Source organism: Streptomyces sp. JB150, assembly GCF_011193355.1.
Classification (GTDB): domain Bacteria; phylum Actinomycetota; class Actinomycetes; order Streptomycetales; family Streptomycetaceae; genus Streptomyces.
Genome location: NZ_CP049780.1, coordinates 5464768 through 5484092, shown reverse-complemented (window position 1 = coordinate 5484092; position 19325 = coordinate 5464768). Strand labels below are relative to the sequence as shown.

General features: G+C 69.5%; 23 protein-coding genes, 1 pseudogene and 1 riboswitch. Of the genes and pseudogenes, 16 read left to right on the top strand and 8 right to left on the bottom strand.

The window, feature by feature from the left end:
- Window positions 1–84: 84 nt before the first annotated feature.
- Entirely contained in the window at window positions 85–492 is a 408-nt protein-coding gene (locus G7Z13_RS25455; protein WP_166002547.1) for a VOC family protein, read from the top strand.
- 384 nt (window positions 493–876) lie between these two features.
- Window positions 877–1560 carry an LAETG motif-containing sortase-dependent surface protein gene (locus tag G7Z13_RS25450; protein WP_166005279.1) on the top strand — a complete coding sequence of 228 codons (684 nt, stop codon included), beginning with the start codon at window positions 877–879 and terminating at the stop codon, window positions 1558–1560.
- Window positions 1561–1697: 137 nt separating this feature from the next.
- Here the strand turns inward: G7Z13_RS25450 and G7Z13_RS25445 are convergent, their stop codons facing one another.
- The 5 genes from G7Z13_RS25445 to rlmN form a co-directional block, all read right to left on the bottom strand.
- On the bottom strand, window positions 1698–2498 hold the full coding sequence (locus tag G7Z13_RS25445) for a maleylpyruvate isomerase family mycothiol-dependent enzyme (protein WP_166002546.1): 801 nt from the start codon (window positions 2496–2498) through the stop codon (window positions 1698–1700).
- A 25-nt stretch (window positions 2499–2523) separates the two neighbouring features.
- A complete protein-coding gene (locus G7Z13_RS25440; RefSeq protein ID WP_166002545.1) occupies window positions 2524–3543 on the bottom strand; it encodes an ABC transporter ATP-binding protein in 1020 nt (339 codons plus the stop codon).
- Window positions 3543–5144: an iron ABC transporter permease gene (locus tag G7Z13_RS25435; RefSeq protein WP_166002544.1), complete on the bottom strand. Its 1602-nt coding sequence runs from the start codon at window positions 5142–5144 to the stop codon at window positions 3543–3545. The genes G7Z13_RS25440 and G7Z13_RS25435 overlap by 1 nt, the downstream gene beginning before the upstream one ends.
- A 47-nt stretch (window positions 5145–5191) precedes the next feature.
- Window positions 5192–6280, bottom strand: a complete 1089-nt coding sequence (locus tag G7Z13_RS25430) for a thiamine ABC transporter substrate-binding protein (protein ID WP_166002543.1) — start codon at window positions 6278–6280, stop codon at window positions 5192–5194.
- Between the two features lie 88 nt (window positions 6281–6368).
- Window positions 6369–6475: riboswitch (TPP riboswitch) on the bottom strand.
- A gap of 24 nt (window positions 6476–6499) precedes the next feature.
- Window positions 6500–7606, bottom strand: a complete 1107-nt coding sequence (gene rlmN, locus G7Z13_RS25425) for a 23S rRNA (adenine(2503)-C(2))-methyltransferase RlmN (RefSeq protein WP_166002542.1) — start codon at window positions 7604–7606, stop codon at window positions 6500–6502.
- A 524-nt stretch (window positions 7607–8130) separates the two neighbouring features.
- On the opposite strand from rlmN, the gene G7Z13_RS25415 reads away from it, so the two are divergent.
- Window positions 8131–8460, top strand: coding sequence for a hypothetical protein (locus tag G7Z13_RS25415; protein WP_166002541.1), 330 nt, complete (start codon window positions 8131–8133; stop codon window positions 8458–8460).
- Between the two features lie 655 nt (window positions 8461–9115).
- The gene (locus G7Z13_RS33810) at window positions 9116–9457 is read left to right on the top strand and encodes a hypothetical protein (protein WP_240926340.1); all 342 of its coding nucleotides are present in this window, start codon (window positions 9116–9118) and stop codon (window positions 9455–9457) included.
- Between the two features lie 473 nt (window positions 9458–9930).
- On the opposite strand, the pseudogene G7Z13_RS25405 reads toward G7Z13_RS33810, so the two are convergent.
- The 3 genes and pseudogenes from G7Z13_RS25405 to G7Z13_RS25395 all read right to left on the bottom strand — a co-directional run bounded on the left by G7Z13_RS25405 (window position 9931) and on the right by G7Z13_RS25395 (window position 11807).
- Window positions 9931–10325, bottom strand: a pseudogene (locus G7Z13_RS25405) (NUDIX domain-containing protein).
- A gap of 25 nt (window positions 10326–10350) precedes the next feature.
- The gene (locus tag G7Z13_RS25400; RefSeq protein WP_166002539.1) at window positions 10351–11016 is read right to left on the bottom strand and encodes a YdcF family protein; all 666 of its coding nucleotides are present in this window, start codon (window positions 11014–11016) and stop codon (window positions 10351–10353) included.
- Window positions 11016–11807: a GntR family transcriptional regulator gene (locus tag G7Z13_RS25395; protein WP_166002538.1), complete on the bottom strand. Its 792-nt coding sequence runs from the start codon at window positions 11805–11807 to the stop codon at window positions 11016–11018. Before G7Z13_RS25395 ends, G7Z13_RS25400 begins: the two co-directional genes overlap by 1 nt.
- Before the next feature lie 159 nt (window positions 11808–11966).
- On the opposite strand from G7Z13_RS25395, the gene G7Z13_RS25390 reads away from it, so the two are divergent.
- From G7Z13_RS25390 to G7Z13_RS25335, 12 genes are all read left to right on the top strand, one after another.
- On the top strand, window positions 11967–12296 hold the full coding sequence (locus G7Z13_RS25390; protein ID WP_166002537.1) for a hypothetical protein: 330 nt from the start codon (window positions 11967–11969) through the stop codon (window positions 12294–12296).
- 1 nt (window position 12297) lies between these two features.
- Entirely contained in the window at window positions 12298–13638 is a 1341-nt protein-coding gene (locus G7Z13_RS25385; protein ID WP_166002536.1) for an FtsK/SpoIIIE domain-containing protein, read from the top strand.
- 78 nt (window positions 13639–13716) lie between these two features.
- Entirely contained in the window at window positions 13717–14400 is a 684-nt protein-coding gene (locus G7Z13_RS25380) for a DUF2637 domain-containing protein (protein ID WP_166002535.1), read from the top strand.
- A 19-nt stretch (window positions 14401–14419) separates the two neighbouring features.
- Window positions 14420–14608 (top strand): mobile element transfer protein, encoded by a 189-nt coding sequence (locus G7Z13_RS25375; RefSeq protein ID WP_110629068.1) that lies wholly within the window; start codon window positions 14420–14422, stop codon window positions 14606–14608.
- 11 nt (window positions 14609–14619) lie between these two features.
- Window positions 14620–14778: a hypothetical protein gene (locus G7Z13_RS25370; RefSeq protein WP_166002534.1), complete on the top strand. Its 159-nt coding sequence runs from the start codon at window positions 14620–14622 to the stop codon at window positions 14776–14778.
- 17 nt (window positions 14779–14795) lie between these two features.
- Window positions 14796–15092, top strand: coding sequence for a SpdD protein (locus G7Z13_RS25365; protein ID WP_166005275.1), 297 nt, complete (start codon window positions 14796–14798; stop codon window positions 15090–15092).
- A gap of 5 nt (window positions 15093–15097) precedes the next feature.
- On the top strand, window positions 15098–15646 hold the full coding sequence (locus G7Z13_RS25360) for a GGDEF domain-containing protein (RefSeq protein WP_166002533.1): 549 nt from the start codon (window positions 15098–15100) through the stop codon (window positions 15644–15646).
- A 20-nt stretch (window positions 15647–15666) separates the two neighbouring features.
- On the top strand, window positions 15667–15903 hold the full coding sequence (locus G7Z13_RS25355; protein WP_166002532.1) for a hypothetical protein: 237 nt from the start codon (window positions 15667–15669) through the stop codon (window positions 15901–15903).
- Window positions 15904–15998: 95 nt separating this feature from the next.
- The gene (locus G7Z13_RS25350) at window positions 15999–16181 is read left to right on the top strand and encodes a hypothetical protein (RefSeq protein WP_166002531.1); all 183 of its coding nucleotides are present in this window, start codon (window positions 15999–16001) and stop codon (window positions 16179–16181) included.
- Window positions 16182–16185: 4 nt separating this feature from the next.
- Window positions 16186–17574, top strand: a complete 1389-nt coding sequence (gene repSA / locus G7Z13_RS25345) for a replication initiator protein RepSA (RefSeq protein ID WP_166002530.1) — start codon at window positions 16186–16188, stop codon at window positions 17572–17574.
- A gap of 2 nt (window positions 17575–17576) precedes the next feature.
- A complete protein-coding gene (locus G7Z13_RS25340; protein ID WP_166002529.1) occupies window positions 17577–17774 on the top strand; it encodes a helix-turn-helix domain-containing protein in 198 nt (65 codons plus the stop codon).
- Window positions 17774–19012, top strand: a complete 1239-nt coding sequence (locus tag G7Z13_RS25335) for a site-specific integrase (protein ID WP_166002528.1) — start codon at window positions 17774–17776, stop codon at window positions 19010–19012. Before G7Z13_RS25340 ends, G7Z13_RS25335 begins: the two co-directional genes overlap by 1 nt.
- Window positions 19013–19325 lie beyond the last annotated feature (313 nt).

The window sequence follows — 19325 nt, the reverse complement described above, 5'->3', positions numbered from 1 at the left end:
AAAAAGTCGCCGCGCACCGATGAGTTCGCGGCGGCACGCCGGTCTACCCCATCGAGAACGACGACAACCGAGGGAGAGACCCTGATGTACCAGCAGATGATCTTCGTCAACCTGCCCGTCGCCGACCTGGACGCCGCGAAGAAGTTCTTCACCGAGCTGGGCTACTCGATCAACCCGCAGTTCAGCGACGAGACCGCGGCCAGCGTCGTCATCAGCGACACGATCGTCGCGATGCTGCTCACCAAGGAGAAGTACGCGCAGTTCACCAAGAAGGAGATCGCCGACGCCACCCGGACCAGCGAGGTGCTGATCGCGCTGAGCGCGGAGAGCCGGGAGAAGGTCGACGAGCTGGTCGACAAGGCGATCGCGGCGGGCGGCACGGCCTCCGGTGAGACGCAGGACCTCGGCTTCATGTACGGCCGCTCCTTCGACGACCTCGACGGCCACACCTGGGAGGTCGTCTGGATGGACCCGGCGGCGATCGAGGGCTGACGGTCCGGCAGGACGAGGCTGCCCGGCACGGGCGGGTGCGGGCGCGTCCGACACCCGCCCCGGTCCGGCGAGCTGACGGACCGTACGGACGCCCTCCTCACCGCGGACATCCCCGCGCCGCCTCGCCGGCCGACCGGATCGAGACGCTCGGGAGGCGTTGAAACGTCTCGTCGGTTAATAAGCGGGCAAAGCCAACCCCTGCGGGGGGCATATGCATTGACACTTCTTATGGAGCGCTTATAAACCTGTGAGACTCCCGGGGGTGCCGGGGCCGGCGCCGTGAGCCGGTGTCACCTCGCTACCCTCGTCAACCCCCCGCATGTGCGAATCTCGTAAAGGACAAACGTGTCCATAACCCGCCGTAACGTTGCACGTTCCGTGCGCATGATCGGTGTCGCCTCCGCCGCGGCCGCCCTGACGCTCGGCGTCGCGGGCACCGCCCTCGCCTGTGACATCAGTGAGTTCTCCGCCGTCGCCGAGTGCGAGGGCACCAAGGGTGTCATCAGGGTCACCGACAAGGACCCCTCGGGTGTCCCGGCGACCGTCTCGGTCTACCTGGAGAGCAACGGCGCCGACGAGCGTCTGGTCGGCACCCAGGAGGTCCGGGGCTCCCGCGAAGGCGTCACGATCACCTTCGAAGAGGACTGGAGGCCGAACGCCACCTACCGGATTCACGTCAAGGCCGGGAACCAGGTCGACGAGGACATCAAGCCGAACCTGACCACGCCGTCCACGCCGTGCAAGCCGGACGACAGCCCGACGCCGACCCCGACGCCGACCCCGACGCCGTCGGAGACCCCCTCCGACACCCCGTCGGCCTCCGCGTCCCCGTCGGCGCCGGAGGACTCCGCCACGCCCGTCCCGTCCGCCCCCGAGAGCGGCAGCAGCGCCCCGGCGGACACCGCGAGCAACGCGCCGTCCCCCGCGGCCGGGGAGTCCAACCTCGCTGAGACCGGCGCCAGCTCCAACACCGGTCTGATCGTCGGCATCGCGGCCGCCCTGGTCGCCATCGGCGGTGGCGCGGTCTTCTTCGGCCTCCGCCGCCGCGGCGCGAACAGCAACCACTGATCGCACCGCGCCCACACCGGCCCGCCCTCGGTACGACTCGGGGGCGGGCCGTCGGCGTGCCGGAGCCCCCGGCACCGGCAACGACCCGGGCATCACGACGGCGACAGCGAAAGCGACAGCGACAGCATCGGCACCAGTCAGCCGAACGTCGCCCGCTCCAGCCAGAACTCCAGCAACTCCCGCTCCCCCCGCACCTCCAGGCCGGGCGCGTCCAGAGGCAGCCGGCGGTAGAAGGCGAGCAGCACCGAGGTGAGCGGGCCACGCAGGGCGACCGTCGCCTTCTCGTGGCCGCGCCGCCAGACGACCCCGTCCTCGGTCAACTCGATCACCCACTCGGCGTTCAGCTCGGGGACGGTGTCGGTGGCGTGGAGGTGAAGACTGCGGCGGTCCGTGCCGCGCAGTTCGCTCGCCGAGTCGTCCGGCAGGGCCCGCTGGACGAACCGCACGATGTCCAGCCACTCGTCCACGGCGTCCGCCGCCACCTCGGGCGCCACCTCGTAGGGCAGTCCGGCGGCGAGCGTGGCGTCGGCGCGGTGCACGGTGATCTCGTGGGTCATCCGGCGCGCCCAGAACCCGGCGGTGTTGATCCCGGACCAGGACCACACCACGGCGTCCGGACCGGCCTCCCGCAGCGCGGCGACGACCGCCTCGCCGCTCTCCGCCAGCCAGGCGTCGAGCGCCGCCGCGTCCCCGGTCGCCTCGGGTCCGGTGCCGCCCGGCACCTCGCTCAGGCCGATCTCCTTCTCGGCCCGGGTGCGCACCAGCAGCTCCACCCAGCGCAGCGCCCCGCCGGTGTGCCGCACCAGCTCTTCCAGCGACCAGTCCGGGCAGGTCGGCACGGTCGCCGAGAGATCGGCGCCGGACGTCACCACGGACCTCAACCGGCCGAGCTGGTGGGCTATTTCGTCGCAGTAGCGGTCGTGTGCGAGTCGGCTCATGACCCGCACCCTATGATCGGCTCGCTCAGTCGAGCACCACGATTTCGGCCACGTCGAACTCCACGCCGACCACGTCCCCGACCTCCGGCGCCGACCGCAGCGCGCACGCCGCCTCCAGGCGCGGGGCGTCCTCCGGCTGGAGGTGCACGGCGACATGGGTGCCCTTGAAGGTGCGGGCGGCGACCGCGCACCGCAGCCCGGCGTCGGGGGCCACCAGGCGCACCCCGGCGGGCCGGACGAGCAGGGTGCGCGCCCCCTGGGCGGCGCCCTCGGGAACCGGCACCTTGCCCCAGGGGGTGGCGGCGGCCTGTCCGGCGACGGTGGCGTCGACCACGTTCTCGAAGCCGAGGAAGCGGGCCACGAACGCGTCCGCCGGCCGCTGCCACACCTGAAGGGGCGTCCCGGACTGGGCGATCCGCCCGTCCCGCATCACCACGACCCGGTCGGCGAGCGCGAACGCCTCGCCCTGGTCGTGGGTGACCGCGAGCACGGTGGTGCCGAGCCGGCCGAACAGCTCCCGGAGTTCCACCACCAGCCGTTCCCGCAGCGACCGGTCGAGCTGGCCCAGCGGTTCGTCCAGCATCAGCAGCCGTGGCCGGGGCGCGAGCGCGCGGGCCAGCGCGACCCGCTGCTGCTCGCCGCCGGAGAGCGCGGCCACGGCCCGCCGGCCGGCGCCCGGCAGCCCGACGAGGTCCAGCAACTCCCGTACGCGCTCCTCCTGCTGCCGCCGGGGAACGCCGTGCATCCGCAGCCCGAAGGCCACGTTGCCGCCCACGTCCCGCTGCGGGAACAGCTGATGGTCCTGGAACATCAGCCCGAGTTCGCGCCGGTGCGCGGGCACCCCCGTCTGGTCGCGCCCGTCCAGCACCACCCGCCCGGCGTCCAGGCCCTGCAGCCCGGCCACCGCCCGCAGCAGCGTGGACTTGCCGCTGCCGCTGGGCCCGAGCACGCACACCACCTCGTGCTCGGCGACGGCGAGATCGACCGCGTCGAGCACGGCCCGCCCGCCGAACCGCACCGTCGCGCCCTCGACCCGCAGCAGCATCAGAACTCCCCCGTCCGGTCGGTCCGCAGCCGCTCCAGCACCAGCAGCGCCACCGCGCACACCACCATCAGAATCGTCGACAGGGCCATCGCCTGCCCGTAGTTGAGGTCGCCGGGCCGTCCCAGCAGCCGCGCCACGGCGACCGGCAGCGTGGGGTTGTCGGGGCGCGCGATGAACACGGTCGCCCCGAACTCCCCGAGCGACACGGCGAACGCGAACCCGGCCGCGACCAGCAGCGCCCGCCGCACCATCGGCAGGTCGACCTCGCGCCACACCCGCCACGGCGAGGCGCCGAGCACCGCCGCCGCCTCCCGCAGCCGGACGTCCACCGCGCGCAGCACGGGCAGCATCGTGCGCACCACGAACGGCACCCCGACCAGCGCCTGCGCGAGCGGCACCAGGATCCACGAGGCGCGCAGGTCCAGCGGCGGCTCGTCGAGCGCGATGAGGAAGCCGAAGCCGACGGTGACGGCGGACACGCCGAGCGGCAGCATCAGCAGCGCGTCGAACCCGCGCACGAACCGCCCGGCGTCGCGCCGGGTCAGCGCCGCCGCGGCGAGTCCGCCGATCACGACGGCGATGGCGGTCGCGGCGAGGGCGTACCGCAGCGAGTTGCCGATCGCCTCGATCGGCGGGACCAGGAAGGTGCCGCCGTCCGCGCGGGTCAGCGCCTCGTAGTACAGGAAGCCGGGCGCGTCGAGGGAGCGCTGCACCAGCACCGCCAGCGGCAGCACCAGCAGCAGGGCGATGGTGACGAGGACCCCGGCCAGCAGCGCCCACTGCCCGGCCCCGCGCGGCCGGCGCGCGGTGACCGCCGCGTCCACCAGCCGCAGCGCGCTCTCCCGCCGCCGTACCGTCCGGGCGTGCACGGCGAGGATCGCGCCGACCGCCGCGAACTGCACGAGGGTGAGCACCGCGGCCGTGGACAGGTCGAAGATCTCCGACGTCTGCCGGTAGATCTCGACCTCCAGGGTGGAGAACGCGGGCCCGCCGAGGATCTGCACCACGCCGAAGGAGGTGAAGGTGAACAGGAACACCATCAGCGCGGCGGCGGCCACGGCGGGCGCGAGCGCGGGCAGGGTGATCTGCCGCCAGGCCGCCCACCGGGACGCGCCGAGCATCCGCGCGGCCTCCTCCTGCCGCGGGTCGAGCTGCGCCCACAGCCCGCCGACGGTGCGGACGACGACCGCGTAGTTGAAGAACACGTGCGCGAGCAGGATCGCCCACACGGTGGTGTCCAGCCGTACGCCCCACAACTCGTCCAGCAGTCCGCCGCGCCCGAGCAGCGCCAGGAAGGCCGTACCGGCCACGACCGTGGGCAGCACGAACGGCACGGTCACCACCGCCCGCAGCAGCTGCTTGCCGGGGAAGTCGAGGCGGGCGAAGACGTACGCGGCGGGCAGCGCGAGCAGCAGGGTGAGCGCGGTGGAGGCGAGCGCCTGCCAAGTGGTGAACCACAGCACGTGCCGGACGGCGGGGTCGGCGGGCACGTCGACGAGCCGCCCGAGCTGCCAGGACCCGTCGGCGTTCAGGCCGCGGGCGACGATCGCGGCGACGGGCCAGGCGAAGAAGACGGCGAAGAACGCGACGGGCAGGGCCATGAGCCCGAGCCGCGCCGCCGCGCTCTTCGCGCCGCCCCGGCGGGGGGTTACTTCAGTACGAGCGAGGTCCACGACTTGACCCAGTCGTCACGGTTGTCGGCGATCTTCGCCGGGTCCATGGTCTCGGGGTCCTCGGCCTGCGGGCCGTACGTCGTGAACTCCTCGGGCACCTTCGCGCCCTCCCGCACCGGGTAGACGAACATGTTCAGCGGCATGTCCTCCTGGAACTCCTTGCCGATCAGGAAGTCCAGGAGCGCCTTGCCGCCCTCGGGGTTCTCCGCGTTGCTCAGCAGCCCGGCGTACTCGACCTGGCGGAAGCAGGTGTCCTCGGCGACGCCGGTCGGTGCGGTCTTCGGCTTCGGGTCGGCGTAGATCACCTCGGCCGGCGGCGAGGAGGCGTACGACACGACGAGCGGCCGGTCGGCGTCGGCCTTCTTCCCGCCGGCGGAACCGGAGAACTCCTCGTTGTACGCCTGCTCCCAGCCGTCGACGACCTTCACGCCGTTGGCCTTGAGCTTCTTCCAGTAGTCCCGCCAGCCGTCGTCGCCGTACCGCGCGGCGGTGCCGAGCAGGAAGCCGAGGCCCGGCGAGGAGGTGGACGGGTTCTCGGTGACCAGCAGGTTCTTGTACTCCGGCTTGATCAGGTCGTCGAAGGAGTCCGGCGGGGTCAGCTTCTTCTCGCTGAAGTACGCCTTGTCGTAGTTGACGCAGATGTCGCCGGTGTCGACGGGCGTGACCCGGTGCTCCGCCTCGTCGGCGCGGTACTCGGACCGGATCAGGTCGGAGCCCTTCGCCTCGTACGGCTGGAAGAGGCCGTTGTCGAGGGCGCGGGAGAGCAGGGTGTTGTCGACGCCGAAGAAGACGTCGCCCTGCGGGTTGTCCTTGGTCAGGATCGCCTTGTTGACGGCCTGCCCGGCGTCGCCGTCCTCCAGCACCCTGACCTTGTAGCCGGACTTCTTCTCGAAGGCGGCGAGGACGTCCTTCGAGACGGCCCACGAGTTGTGGCTGACGAGCGTGACGGTCCGGGATCCGGAGCCGCCGCCGGACGCCTGGTCGCCGTCGGACGACCCGCAGGCGGACAGCGTGACCAGACCGAGTCCGACGGCCAGGATCGTGGCCTTCTTGGTGATGCTCACTGGAATTCCTCCTGGAGGGACCAGGAAGAGACGCGGCCCCGCCCGGGAGCCTCGGGGGAATCCGGGGCTCCCGGGCGGGGCGCAACAGCTCGAGTGATGACCGATCTCCCTACCCAGAATGACCTGGGCCAGGTTCGGAGGGTCTGCGGCCGGGTGCCGCACTCTCAGCGCTGTGGCGCTCCCCTGTCGGAATATGCAGATGTACTTACGCCCGTCAGACTACCGTTCGGTGGCGGCGAGCTGACCACACGCCCCGTCGATCTCCTGACCACGGGTGTCCCGGATCGTCACCGGCACCCCGTGCGCGGCGATGGCCTCGACGAACGCCTTCTCGTCCTCGGGCCGCGAGGCGGTCCACTTCGACCCGGGCGTCGGGTTCAGCGGGATGAGGTTGACGTGCACCGGTCGGCCCTTGAGCAGCCGGCCCAGCCGGTCGCCCCGCCAGGCCTGGTCGTTGATGTCCCGGATCAGCGCGTACTCGATGGACAGCCGGCGCCCGGACTTCTCGGCGTACTCGAACCCCGCGTCCAGCACCTCGCGCACCTTCCACCGGGTGTTCACCGGGACCAGGGTGTCGCGCAGCTCGTCGTCGGGCGCGTGCAGCGAGATCGCCAGCCGGCACTTGAAGCCCTCGTCGGCGAACCGGTGGATGGCCGGGACGAGCCCGACGGTCGACACGGTGATCCCGCGCTGCGACAGCCCCAGCCCGTCGGGGGCGGGATCGGTCAGGGCACGGATGGCGCCGACGACCCGCTTGTAGTTGGCGAGCGGCTCGCCCATCCCCATGAAGACGATGTTCGACAGCCGCGCGGGCCCCCCGGGCACCTCGCCGTCGCGCAGCGCCCGCATACCGTCCACGATCTGGTGCACGATCTCGGCGGTCGACAGGTTCCGGTCGAGCCCCGCCTGGCCGGTGGCGCAGAAGGGGCAGTTCATGCCGCACCCGGCCTGCGAGCTGATGCACATGGTCACCCGGTCCGGGTAGCGCATCAGCACCGACTCCACGAGCGTGCCGTCGAACAGCCGCCACAGCGTCTTGCGGGTCGTTCCCTCGTCCGTCGACAGATGCCGTACGACGGTCATCAGCTCGGGGAACAGCGCCTCGCGCAGCTTCTCGCGGGAGGCGGCCGGGATGTCGGTCCACTGCTCCGGGTCGTGCGCGTACCGCGCGAAGTAGTGCTGCGAGAGCTGCTTGGCACGGAACGGCTTCTCACCGATCTCGGCGACCGCGTCCTTCCGCTCCGCGGGCGAGAGATCGGCAAGGTGCCGCGGCGGCTTCTTGGCTCCGCGCGGGGCGACGAAAGTGAGTTCTCCGGGCTTGGGCATGGTGGTACCAGTGTCGCAGATCCACATGGGTGACCTGCGGCTGTCGTCCGTCACCACTGTCGGCAGTGGTTATCGGCGGGCGCCGTTGAGCGGCCTCGGACGGCCCAGGGACGGCCCAAGGTGATCACCCTCGCACGGTCCACGCGCTCGTGACACGCCTCAGCTGCTCACACCCGCGACGCACCTCAACAGAGCGTTGCCTGTTGGCTACGTGCAGCTGGCCAAAAGCCTGTCCCTCCAGGGTCCATCACCGTTAACATCAGCTCGGCTACTACGAGCCATAGGAGGTGGTCGGGGCTTGTCCTACATACCGCGCCCAAAGCCTTGCTTCCTTGACGATCAGGAGTACCTAGGCGCGTTCAACGGAGAGATGCGGTGGCGGTCCAAGGACAAGCAGCGCTACTACACTTGGGACAGACGGCATGGCGAGATCGAAGTCTTCAACAGCCGCGGATACCATCTCGGCGCTCTAGATGCTCAGTCCGGCGTTCGTATCAAAGATCCCAGGAAGGATAGGCGCATCGATGTCTAGCAGGCAGCCGACCTATGCGGATCAGGTGATGTCCGGCAGTGCCTTGCTGTCCGACATTGACGATTACGTCCAAACCTGGCATGAATCGACCGAAGACCTCGGACCGCTCCCGGCCTACCTGGGGCTGACCGATGAAGAGTACTCGCTGTGGGTGGAGCAGCCGAGCGCACTGCGCTTCATCTTCGCCGGCCGTCGCGCTGGAGTCACCCCGAAGAGGGCAGGCGACCTATCGACCGTCGCCCTCGCGGCCAGAGCAAAGGATGACGCAGAGGCCTCCAGTGTCCTGCAATGGCTGATTAAGACCGGACGAATTGAAAGCTGACGCACCCGAGAAGCGGCTAGCCGCTACTCTCATCGATCGCCTTAACCTGAGTCCGCCAGTCGACATATTCAGCGTCGCCGAACTATACGCATCTGTCGAAGAGTGTGATTGGCCTTCCAGCTGTGACGGCGTTGCCCTTAACTTGAACTCCGATCGCCCTAAGATCTTCCTGAAGAAGATACAAAACCGGCGTCGCATGCGCTTCACGCTCGCTCATGAGCTCGCTCACGTTTTGCTTCCCTGGCATGTCGAGACAATCCACTGTGACACCACGCAGAAGAGTGGCGAATCAGACGTAGACATACCAGAAAAGACCAATGCAATCGGCGTTGGCCAAGAACACCAAGCTAACACGTTCGCCTCCCACCTCCTCGTTCCACGATCATTCCTGTCGACCATAGCTCCTGGATATGTTTCGTCGCCCGACGCACTGGAGAGGCTAGAGCGCGCCAACGTCTCAGCGGCTGCTGGTGCGATGGCGCTCGCGAGCCACCTGCCAGCCGGCTATGCGTTCCTAGTCCGCGGCATGACCCGGATGATCAGAAGCCCAGGAACTGAGGTTCCATTTTCACTGAACGGATCTCTGCATGACCTTCGAGAGTCGCTACTGGAGCACTCCGCGCGCTCAGGGTCCGTCACACACCAGGAACAGCACGTGGAGTGGTTCGAATTCTTCGAGACCAGCGCACCCAGTTCTGCAATCACGGACGAGCGTCGAAGTTTCGACATTCTAATCACCGCACTGAGTAGCTACCCGCACGCGGCAGATATTCCATCTACGGCACAATCGATAACGGCAAAAGTCGGCGGCGTCTTGTCTCAGAGGAAAGATCTCAGCGACCCGACTGACATTCGCATGCTTCTCACTTACAAATTTCAAGCAGACGCAAGGTACGCCGATCTTCTGGAGCAGGACAAGTTCCAGCGCTACCTCACCAAAAGGTCCATCGAAATTTCAGAGGCACGATCAGGGGCCAAGAAGGCCCGTCGCCGGTAATTTGCTCGTCACCACCACCCTTCCCAGCTCCCATCCCGTCCGCCGTCGACCCACACACCGTGGAGCGGGCGTGGTTCATGGCGTCCAGGTGGAGCGCGCCACTGTACGAACGACCTGGACGCCATGGGCCGCGTCTGCTCGGCTTTGCCTGGGTCGACGGTGGACGGGATGGGAGCTCCCCGCGCACGCCACCCACGGAGCCGCAGTCGGCGACGGCGCCCCCTCCATCCCGGTGCCGGCCGATCCCCCGCCGGAGGCATTGTTCTGACCGGCGCCGCGCAATGCGGTGATCGACTCATGGCCACCGGCCCTATCCACATGTGGGCGCGCGTCGGCGCAGCGTGCGCGGAGCGGGCCGAAGGCAGGAGCGCAGCGCGCAGCGGAGCCGGGAAGCGCGCCCGGCGGAGCGGAGCGCAGCCGGGGCTTGATGAGGTAGAGAAACCTGTAACAGCTCTGGCTTCGCCGGTCGGAGATCAGTTGCCTGTCAGCGGGGTGAGCTTGCGGCCATCGTGCGTGCGGATGCGCGGCGCCTCGTCGCACAGGGCGTCCGTGATGCGGATTGCGTAGACCTCGCTCATCGCGGCAACGGCCTCGTCCGGGGTGAGCCAGGCGACCGCGGTCGACTCGTCCGAGAGCTGTTCGTGGCCGCCTTCGGGACGGCACCCTAGACACCGGTCAGGCGCTCCACGCGGACCTTGATCCCAGTTTCTTCGTAGATCTCCCGGTGAACCCCATCCTCAATGGCCTCCGTCCGCTCAAGCACCCCGCCGGGCGGCTCCCATGTGCCATTGTCGGCACGGCGGATCACCAGCACTCGCCCGTCTTCGCGCACGACCATCCCCGCCACGGAGACCGAGTGCAGAGACATCCTCTGTCCTGACACCGGGCCGATTTCAGGCAGAGGGCCGGTCAGTGGCCAGCAGTCGGCTGATGAAGCCAGCACGGCACAGCCGTTCGTAGGCCTCTAGAACGTCGTCCGGCACAGGCTGACTGATCATGAAACCCTGCTCCGGGTAGATCAGCAGCCGCTGCAGCGCACCGACAAGCATGTCGATAACCAACCGGGGGTCTCCGATGGAGTCCACGTAGTCGTCGAGCGTCATCGGCGTCGAGGCACTGACAATCTCGACCTCGGGCCACTGCTTGCGGGCCGTTGCGTAAGCGCGGCGCTCCTCGTAGGGCTTACTGATCAGCAGCACGGAGGACACGTCGACGCCGGCCTCTTCGAGCACAGCCCTGGAAAAGCGAATGTTCTCGCCCGTATTGCGGGCCTGGGGCTCGACCAGGATCGCCGAGTCAGGCACGCCCAGTTCGAGGGCGCGCTCGCGGTAGTGGACGGCTTCCCCCCTAGGCATGCGTTCCCGCGTCGTAGGGCTCGTGGCTCCCGTGAACACAAGCAGAGGAGCCATTCCGCGCTTGTACAGGTCTACCGCAGTATCGGCCACACCCAGGTCATGGCTGCCCAGGCCGATCGCGACCGAGCACGGCCGCAGGGTGTGGCCCATCTGGTGGTAATCCCACAGGCGCCGCGTATCGGCCCATGCCTGCGTCGAGATCATCACTGCCCCTTCTGGTCCTTCGCGGAGTCCGGAACCTTGAACTCGTATTCCCAAGCGAAGCGTGAAGCCGCGTGTACACCGATGGCGAACTCGACCACTGTGCCAGAGGCCGTATAGGTCGTCCGATGCAACTCGACGACCGGTTCGCCTGGCGGGAGCTGAAGGAGCTTCGCCTCGTCGGCCGTGGGAGCCCTGGCGAAAAGCTCCTCCTTCATGTGGTCGATCTCGTAACCAGCGTCGTACAGCACCCGGAAGCCACCACCGCGGCCGGCCGGTCCCGGGGTCGGGTCCACCAGTCGCGTGCCCTCGACGTGCTCGGGCCGGTAGTAGCTGGTCAGGGTGTGGGTCGGCTGGTCACCTTCCTTCACCAGCCGTGCCCTCGCGTAGACGTCCGCCCCCTCAGGCAAACCGTGGGCGGCTGCGACCAGCGGTGGGGCCTTCACAAGGCTCACCGTTTGTGTCTGCTCGTTCCGCCGGTAACTCCGCCCAGAGGCCACGCGGTCCGCGATGAACGCCACTTCGTCGCCATCCCGCCACTTGGCCTTGTCGTACCGGGCGATCCCAAGCCGTTTCAGTGGGGCTCGCTTCCGCACGATGGTGCCGTGTCCGCGCGATGACGTCACCAGGCCCTCAGCTTCGAGGGCCTTGTAGGCCTGGTGAACGGTGGACTTGGAGCCCTCCCCCTTCGCAACTAGCTCCCTGATCTGCGGAAGCGGCTTGCCAGGCTCGTAAACACCCCGCCTGATCTGTTCAGCCAGCTTGTCTGCCAGCTCCCGCCACTTGGGCGCCATGCGCGACTCCTTTCGACAGGACAAGTCAAGCACAGTCCCAGGACTGTTGACAGTCCTGGGACTGCGTGCCACAGTCGTCTCAGCTCGACCGCAGTCCTAGGACTGCGGGTCCGATGGCCTTCTTTGGGCTGCTCATATGCGACGACGCAGGGAGTCTTCATGCCGTCCTTCAAGATCGACCTTTCGACCGCTGTGGTGTTCGTGGCGACGGCTCCGGTTCCGAAGCTGGCGAACGCGAAGACCGGGGAGCGGGCCATGGACCGGGAGACCGGTGCGCCGCTGTCGACGGTTGGCCTGCTGGTCTCGGACGAGGGGGAGGGGAACCTGTACCAGGTGACCATCCCGGAGACGGGGTACGAGGAGGGCCTGGTGCCGGGTATGCCGGTGCGGGTCGTCGGCCTCAAGGCCCGGGACTGGGAGAACGAGTTCAACGGGCAGAAGCGGCACGGGATCTCGTTCCGCGCGGTCGCGATCACCCCGGCGGCCTGACATGACCGACGTGACGACGTGGTTGGAAACCGCCGGCGCGTTAGCCGGGGCCGGTGGTGTCGGCTACGCGAAGGTCCGCGCCCCGCGCGTCTACTGGTCGCTGGTCGGGGCGCCGGTCACCTGGGGCCGGTTCGTTCTCTCGTACCGCTCGACGATGGACGTGTGCGGGCTGACGGTTCAGCCATCCGGCCTGCGGGCGTTCGTCACCCGCAATGTCGCCCGCCGTGAGGTGCAGCCGGTCCCGCCGAAGATCCGTCGCATCCGTGCCACCTCCACGGGGCTGCGGGTCACGCTGCGGCTGCCTGCCGGTCTGGAACCGGCGGACGTGATGGCCTCCTCGGAGCGGCTGCGTCACGCCTGGGGCGTGCACTCGGTGACCGTCGTGGAGACCCGGCCTGGATACGTCCAGCTGCGCATGACCGGCTATGACGTGCTCCGCCGGGTGAGGATGCCCCGTAAGGCCCGGCCGCACGACATGGCGGTGCCGGTAGCGCTGCGGGAAGACGGGACCGCGTTCGAGCGGGACTACCGCAAGGCACCCATGGCGCTCACTCTCGGCGCCAACCACTCCGGCAAGTCGATGTACCAACGCAACCTGATCAAGGGTCTCGCTCAGCTCCCGGTCGCGCTGGTGGGGATCGACTGCAAGCGCGGGGTGGAACAGTCCGCCTTCGCGCCCCGCCTCTCCGCCCTGGTCACCACCCCGGATGACGCCGCTGCGCTGCTGGATGTGCTGGTGGCGGAGATGGAAGACCGCTTCGACCTGCTGAGCCTGCACGGTGCCTCCGACATCTGGGAACTGCCCGAGTCGGCGCGGCCGGTGCCCGTCGTGGTCCTGGTCGACGAGGTGGCGGAGCTGTTCCTGATCTCCTCGCGCAAGGACGAGGAACGGCGGGAGCGGATCGTGACCGCGTTGATCCGGCTGGCGCAGATGGCCCGCGCGGTCGGCATCTACCTGGAGATCTGCGCTCAGCGCTTCGGTTCGGAACTGGGCAAGGGCGCCACCATGCTCCGCGCCCAGCTCACCGGCCGTGTGGTGCACCGGGTCAACGACAAGCAGACCGCCGAGATGGGCCTCGCCGACGTCGCCCCGGATGCGGTCCCGGCCGCCAGCCTGATCCCGATGGACCGCCCCGGCACCGCCGTTGCGGCGGACTCCACGGGTGGCTGGTCGAAGATCCGCACCCCGCACACCACACGGGATGACGTGGTTGCCGTCTGCCGGGAGTTCGCCCACCTGGTCCCGGACTTCCCGGCCCTGGAGCCCTTCCGCCCCTTCGTGCCCACCGAGGCGCCGGCGCCCGACCCGTCGCTGGTCAAGCCCCGCCCAGTCACCGACTGACGCCCGCTGGAGCACGGGGCGGCACGGCCCCTCTCGCCGCCCCTTCCAACCCGACTTCCCTTCGAAGGGAGGTACCCCATGCCCCGCTCCATCCGCCCTGACGCCGTACTGATTCAGGCGGTCATCGCCGGTGCCCTGTCCTTCGCTCACCTGCACGACCTGGCCGCAGCCGCCGGACAGTCCGGCTGGAAAGCCTGGGCCTACCCGGTCTCGGTCGACCTGCTGCTGGTGGCCGCGTGGCGACGACTGCGCACGGCCCGCCGCGACCGCTCCGCCTGGACGTGGTTCGTCATCGCCTTGGCGGCCTCACTCGGCGCGAACGTCGCCACCGCCGGCCTCCTCGACCTGGACCATGTTCCCGCCTGGCTGCGCATCCTCGTCGCCGGATGGCCCGCCCTGGCCTTCCTCGGGGGAACCCTCCTCGTCCACACCCCCGCCACGACGGACGAACCCGCACCGGCTGTGGACGACGCCCCGGTCGCCCCGGAAGTCGAGATGCACCGCACCGACGCTCCGGAACCGGCCTCCGCTCCTGCTCCGGCGCCCGACGTGCCTGAGCTGGACCCGGCCCCGGCTGCGCCATCCACTCCTGCGCCCGCGGCTCCGCCGGTCCCGGCCGCGCTGCTGGACCACGCCCGCAAGATCGCCGACGCCCATCAGGCGTCCACCGGCGCCCCGATGCCCGCCGACATGCTCTCGGCCCGGCTCGGCCTGCCCGCGCCAATGACGGACGCCATCGTTGCCCAGCTCCAACTCGCCTAGCTCCGAAGGGAGTCCGCTCGTGGCCGTGTACCGCAACTTCCGCGACCGCATCCGCATCGGCCCCGTTCAGGTCGCCACCTACTACGACGGCCGGGGACGCAACAAGCACACCGCCGCCTGCACCGCCCCCGGCTGCGGCTTCTCCGCCGACTACCCCGACCGCTCCGCCGCCGAACTCGCCGCCCGCACCCACCGCTGCAAGGCATAGGAGACACCGCCATGCAGGTCCCGCTCTGGCTCGCCCTCCTCACCGTCGGCTACCTCGGCGTCAAGCTCGTCCGCCCGCCCTGGTGGCTCGTGATCGTGCTCCTCCTCGGCGGCTACCTCGTCGCCGACAGCTTCCTCAGCCCCGTCATCGGCACCGCCCTCGACAAGTGACCGAAGGGAGATCCACCGTGCTCACCCCGGAGTACCCGCCCCAGGACACCCTGCCCCCGGCCGACCCGACGCCGCAGACCAGCACCCCCGTGCCCGCCACCCCGGCTCCGGTGGCCCCGGCTGGAGCCCGCCCCGTCGTGCAGCTCACCCCCGGCAGCGCGCTCGCCCTCGCCGCCGGCGGCGGTGCCGTCGTCCTGGTCGTCGGCGCGGTCCTGGTCTCGATGCTGCTCGCGGTCGCCATCACCGGCGTGTCCGTCGCCGTGGTCGCGGTCGTGCTGCGCCTCCTCGTCAAGGACCTCCAGAAGGGGCGGTGACCGGGATGGACACGCACGTGATCGCGGCCGGGTTACCGGCCCTGGGCTGGGCTGTCCACGGCGGCATGCTCTGGCGGCGCCTCTCGACCGCCCGGCGTGACCCGCTGACCGGCCTGCATACCCGCGCCGGATGGACCGCCCGCGCGGAACACCTCCTGGCCAGGCGCCCGAACGCCCTCGTAGTCCTGGTCGACCTCGACGACTTCAAGGCCATCAACGACACCTACGGCCACGCTGCCGGAGACGCCGCCCTGACCGCGACGGCCGGCCGCCTCGCCGACTGGTGTGGACGCCACGGCGTCACCGCCCGCCTCGGCGGAGACGAATTCGCTGCCATCGTCACCGACCCCGCCCACACCCCCGGCCTTCGCGCTCTCCAGAACGCTCTCGATCGGCCCGTCGAGCACGACGGCCGTGTCCTGCCGGTGGCGGCCTCGGTCGGTCACTGCCACCGCGCCCACCTGCCGGTGCCGACCCTCACCGACGCCCTGTCCGCCGCCGACGCCGCGATGTACGCGGCCAAGGGCCACGGCAGGCGCAACGCCCACCCCTGATCACCAGAAAGGAACCCCTGATGGGCCTGTTCAGCCGCAAGAGCAACGACGCCCCGTCCGACCCGCAAATGGCCGAACTGGGCCGCGAGTACGCGATCGCCGAACGCCACCGCGACCGGAAGGCCATGCGCCGCATCACTCGTGAACTCGGCTCCGCCGACCGCAGCGACGCCGACCTCAGCTCCTTCGAGCGGGGCCGCAAGGACTACCACGACATCCCGCCCGCCTACTCGCGGCGCCGCAACGGCCGACGTTGAACGGCCCCCGGAGCGGTCCCTGGCTACCAACCTTTCGCCGCTCCGGGCGCCTTCCCACCTTCCAGATCCAACGGACCCGAAAAGGGAGACCCATCATGCCCCAGCACACCCCGCGCCTGCGGCTCTGCCGCGAATGTGACGGCTTCGCCACCGCCGCCATCACCACCGGCACCCGCCACAGCGACGGCTCCCGCGTGACTGTCCCCGTCACCTGCCCCAGCTGTAAGGGCACCGGCCACCAGCTCCCCGCCGCCACGTTCGCCCGCGCCGGGAGGTGACCCGTTGACCGACACCGCCACCATGGCGGGCCTGGACCCGGCCACCCTCGCCGACGTGCTGAGGCTGGCCGGGTCCACCGGCTTCGACCGCATCCAGGACCAGATCCGCCGCACCGGCGGCTGCGCCGACCCCATCCGCTTGCAAGGCTCGACCGTCACCCGCGACCGCGCCACCGGGCACGTCCTGCACTCCTACTCCACCGACACCGAACCGGGCGGAGTCCTGCGTGTCGCCTGCGGCAACCGCCGCGCCTCCCGCTGCCCGGCCTGCGCCTGGACCTACGCCGGCGACACCTACCACCTCATCCGCGCCGGCCTCATCGGCGACCCCGACAAGGGCACCCCCGACACCATCCGCGACCACCCACGCGTGTTCGCGACCCTCACCGCGCCGTCGTTCGGCCCGGTCCACAACCGCCCCGGAAACCGGCCTTGCGCCTGCGGCACCCACCACCCCGAAGACGCGCCGGAACTGGGCACCCCGCTCGACCCGGACACGTACGACTACGCAGGCGCCGTGCTGTGGAACAACCACGCCTCCGACCTGTGGCGCTACTTCACGATCTACCTACGCCGGGAGATCGCCCGCCGGGCCGGTCTCACCCAGAAGGACGCCCGCGAGCAGTCCCGCGTCTCCTTCGGCAAGGTCGCCGAATACCAGAAACGGGGTGCCGTCCACTTCCACGCCGTCATCCGCTTCGACGGCCCCGAGGGACCCGACACCCCACCCCCCACCTGGGCCACCCTCGACCTCCTCACCGACGCCATCCGCGCCGCCGCCGCCCGCGTCGCCGTCGACGTGCCCCCGACCGGTGACCAACCCGCCCGAACCCTGCGGTGGGGCACCCAGCTCGACGTACGCCCGATCCGCGCCTTCGGCGACGGCGAACAGATCACCGAACAGGCCGTCGCCTCCTACGTCGCCAAGTACGCCACTAAGGCCGCCGAGACCACCGGCACCGTCGACCGCCGCATCGGCAACAAGGAAGCCCTGGTCCTGCTCGGCGTACCCGACCACCCCCGGCGGCTCATCGAGGCCTGCCTCGACATGCACCCCCTGTACCCGGACCGCAAGCTGCGCGACTGGGCCCACATGCTCGGCTTCCGCGGCCACTTCTCCACCAAGTCCCGCCGCTACTCCACCACCCTCGGCGCCCTCCGTCAGACCCGCGCCGACTACCGCGCCGCCCAGCAACGCGCCGCTCTCGGCCTGCCCGACCCCAGCGACGAGGACGCAACCACCCTGACCCTCGCCCACTGGACCTACGCCGGCCACGGCCACACCCCCGGCGAGTCCTGGCTCGCGGCCAACATCCGTCGCGAGATCGAACTCAACCGCGAGATCGCGCGCGAGGAACTGCCGGCCCTGCTCGCCGACGAAGGGAGTCGCTGACCATGGCCTCAGAACTGCCGAACCGCTTCCTGACGCCTGAGGACCTGGTCGAGATGTTCGAGCTGCCCAGCGTCGAGACGGTCTACCAGTGGCGCCGCAAGCGCACCGGTCCCCCCGGCTTCCGCGTGGGTCGGCACTTGCGTTTCGACCCGCGCGACGTTCGGGCTTGGGTGGACTCCCAGCTGGGGGAAGCTGCCTGATGGCCGGCCACATCCAAGACCGCTGGTACAAGACCGAGACCGGCTCGGACGGGAAGCCTGTCAGGGTCAAGACTGAGCGATATGGCACGGGCATGCGGTACCGGGCGCGCTACGTCGGCCCCGACGGCACCGAGAAGTCCAAGAGCTTCCCGGACCGACAGAAGCGACTCGCTGAGAAGTGGCTCACCGACATCGCTTCGGACATGTCGCGCGGTCAGTACATCGATCCGCGCGCAGCTCGAATCACCTTCAAGAGCTACGCCGAGAAGTGGCTTGCGACCCACCACATCGACCCGGCCAGTCAGGTAGTGGTCGAGCAGCGGTTGCGTCTGCACGCCTTCCGACTGATCGGCTCTCGCCCACTGGACTCCTTCCGCCCCGAGCACATCCGCGGCCTGGTGAGCGCGCTGGAGAACGACCCGGCCGTGAGCGGTGGCTATGCGCGGAACATCTACGGCGACGTCCGGGCCGTGCTGAGTGCGGCGGTCGACGACGGGCTGTTGCCCCGCAACCCATGTGCCGCGAAGTCTGTCCGTCCGCCAGCCGCCGAGCAGCGCCGTGTTGTGCCGTGGCTGCCCTCGCAGGTTCAGGCGGTTCGCGCAGCACTCCCCCAGCGATACCGCCCCATGGTGGACGTGGGCGCCGGGTGCGGGCTCCGTCAAGGCGAGATCGTGGGACTGGCTGAGGATGCGCTCGACTTCGACGGCGGCATCGTTCGGGTGGTCCGGCAGGTGAAGCTGATTCGGGGCAAAGCCGTGTTCGCCCCGCCGAAGTGCAACAAGGAGCGGGATGTACCGTTGCCACCCACGGTGGCTGAGGCCCTGCGGGCCCACATGGACGCCTTCAAACCGGTCGAGATCACCTTGCCGTGGCGTAAGCCGGACGGCCCGAAGGTGTCGGCCCGCCTCTTGTTCACGAACACCGCGAGCGGCCTCGTCTGGCGCAGCAATTTCAACATCCAGGTGTGGAAGCCCGCCCTCGCGTCTGCCGGTCTGATCACGGAAGCCGGAGAGAACGGCAAGTACCAGTCCGCCCGGGAGCACGGCATGCACGCGCTGCGGCACTTCTACGCCTCGGTGCTGCTGGACGCCGGCGAAAGCATCAAGGCCGTGAGTGAGTACCTGGGGCACTCCGACCCTGGGTTGACGCTGCGGGTGTACGCGCACCTCATGCCATCGAGCCAGGAGCGGACCCGAAAAGCCATCGACAGCGCCCTACGCGCCGGCCCCGATAGTTAGTTTGCTTCCCTCACGGTGCAACGGATTTCCACATTCCGCCCACGTAGGACCCGCTGATCCGATTTACTCAGTGCGGACGCTGATTCCCGGAACTCCCTCCGTTCTGCGGGTGATAGAGCCGTGCCCGCACCGACACCGCTCGGGTGGTCGGTCCAGGCTCGTTGTGCGGAGGGAGAGCGAGATGACCAGCCCATGGGGCCGCGCTGCGGCGCTGTGGTCAACGGTTGCCAAATGGGCCAGAGTATGGCTCGCGCGCGCACGTGCCAGCAAGAACTACGGCCGTGCGAAGCGGTTGGCCTGGGAAGTGCTCGTG

Coding starts and splice junctions, on each gene's coding strand:
- G7Z13_RS25390 (WP_166002537.1), top strand. CDS start 11,967: ATGCCGTCCTTCAAGATCGACCTTTCGACCGCTGTGGTGTTCGTGGCG.
- G7Z13_RS25385 (WP_166002536.1), top strand. CDS start 12,298: ATGACCGACGTGACGACGTGGTTGGAAACCGCCGGCGCGTTAGCCGGG.
- G7Z13_RS25335 (WP_166002528.1), top strand. CDS start 17,774: ATGGCCGGCCACATCCAAGACCGCTGGTACAAGACCGAGACCGGCTCG.
- G7Z13_RS25350 (WP_166002531.1), top strand. CDS start 15,999: ATGCCCCAGCACACCCCGCGCCTGCGGCTCTGCCGCGAATGTGACGGC.
- G7Z13_RS25415 (WP_166002541.1), top strand. CDS start 8,131: ATGTCTAGCAGGCAGCCGACCTATGCGGATCAGGTGATGTCCGGCAGT.
- G7Z13_RS25450 (WP_166005279.1), top strand. CDS start 877: ATGATCGGTGTCGCCTCCGCCGCGGCCGCCCTGACGCTCGGCGTCGCG.
- G7Z13_RS25395 (WP_166002538.1), bottom strand. CDS start 11,807: ATGGCGCCCAAGTGGCGGGAGCTGGCAGACAAGCTGGCTGAACAGATC.
- G7Z13_RS25400 (WP_166002539.1), bottom strand. CDS start 11,016: ATGATCTCGACGCAGGCATGGGCCGATACGCGGCGCCTGTGGGATTAC.
- rlmN (WP_166002542.1), bottom strand. CDS start 7,606: ATGCCCAAGCCCGGAGAACTCACTTTCGTCGCCCCGCGCGGAGCCAAG.
- G7Z13_RS25435 (WP_166002544.1), bottom strand. CDS start 5,144: ATGGCCCTGCCCGTCGCGTTCTTCGCCGTCTTCTTCGCCTGGCCCGTC.
- G7Z13_RS25370 (WP_166002534.1), top strand. CDS start 14,620: ATGCAGGTCCCGCTCTGGCTCGCCCTCCTCACCGTCGGCTACCTCGGC.
- G7Z13_RS25355 (WP_166002532.1), top strand. CDS start 15,667: ATGGGCCTGTTCAGCCGCAAGAGCAACGACGCCCCGTCCGACCCGCAA.
- G7Z13_RS25360 (WP_166002533.1), top strand. CDS start 15,098: ATGGACACGCACGTGATCGCGGCCGGGTTACCGGCCCTGGGCTGGGCT.
- G7Z13_RS25380 (WP_166002535.1), top strand. CDS start 13,717: ATGCCCCGCTCCATCCGCCCTGACGCCGTACTGATTCAGGCGGTCATC.
- G7Z13_RS25340 (WP_166002529.1), top strand. CDS start 17,577: ATGGCCTCAGAACTGCCGAACCGCTTCCTGACGCCTGAGGACCTGGTC.
- G7Z13_RS25455 (WP_166002547.1), top strand. CDS start 85: ATGTACCAGCAGATGATCTTCGTCAACCTGCCCGTCGCCGACCTGGAC.
- G7Z13_RS25445 (WP_166002546.1), bottom strand. CDS start 2,498: ATGAGCCGACTCGCACACGACCGCTACTGCGACGAAATAGCCCACCAG.
- G7Z13_RS25440 (WP_166002545.1), bottom strand. CDS start 3,543: ATGCTGCTGCGGGTCGAGGGCGCGACGGTGCGGTTCGGCGGGCGGGCC.